Raw genomic sequence first — 714 nt, 5'->3', positions numbered from 1 at the left:
CCGGTAAACGTCGGCGTGTTGTCGTTGGTCAGGTCGTCCGTGCTGGACGAGCCGCTGTCCGTGCCGGCCGTCAGGTCCGGCGCGCTGGGCGCAGCCGGCGCCGTCGTGTCGATCGTGACCGCCAGGCCGCTCGATGCCACGCTCGTGTTCCCGGCCACATCGGTCTGCTTGGCCGTGATCGTGTGTGCGCCCTCGCCCAGCGTGCTCACCGTGATCGACCAATTGCCGCTGCCGTCGGCCGTGGCCGTGCCCAGCGAGGTGGTGCCGTCGGTGTCGAACAGCTCGACCAGCGCATTGGCTTCGGCCGTGCCCGTGAACGTGGGCGTCGTGTTGCTGGTCTTGTTGTCCGTGCTGGACGAGCCGCTGTCGGTGCCAGCCGTCATGTCCGGCGTGCTCGGGGCCGCCGCAGCGGTGTCGATCGTGACCGCCAGGCCAGTGGATGCCGCGCTGGTGTTACCCGCCGCATCCGTGGCCTTGGCCGTGATCGTGTGCGCGCCGTCACCCAGCGTGCTCACCGTGATCGACCAGTTGCCGCTGCCGTCAGCCGTGGCCGTGCCCAGCGAGGTGGTGCCGTCGGTGTCGAACAGCTCGACCAACGCATTGGCTTCGGCTGTGCCCGTGAACGTCGGCGTGTTGTCGTTGGTCAGGTCGTCCGTGCTGGACGAGCCGCTGTCCGTGCCGGCCGTCAGGTCCGGCGCGCTGGGCGCAGCCGGT

General features: G+C 70.0%; 1 protein-coding gene. It reads right to left on the bottom strand.

Going from position 1 to position 714, the window contains the following annotated elements:
* Nucleotides 1-714 (bottom strand): Ig-like domain-containing protein (locus tag WG903_RS19140; RefSeq protein ID WP_340078292.1); only part of this gene is annotated, 714 nt, incomplete at both ends.

The sequence above is a fragment of the Ramlibacter sp. PS4R-6 genome, from assembly GCF_037572775.1.
Classification (GTDB): Bacteria; Pseudomonadota; Gammaproteobacteria; order Burkholderiales; family Burkholderiaceae_C; genus Ramlibacter.
The sequence above is the reverse complement of the archived record's forward strand: the minus strand, read 5'-3'. Positions and strand labels throughout refer to the sequence as shown.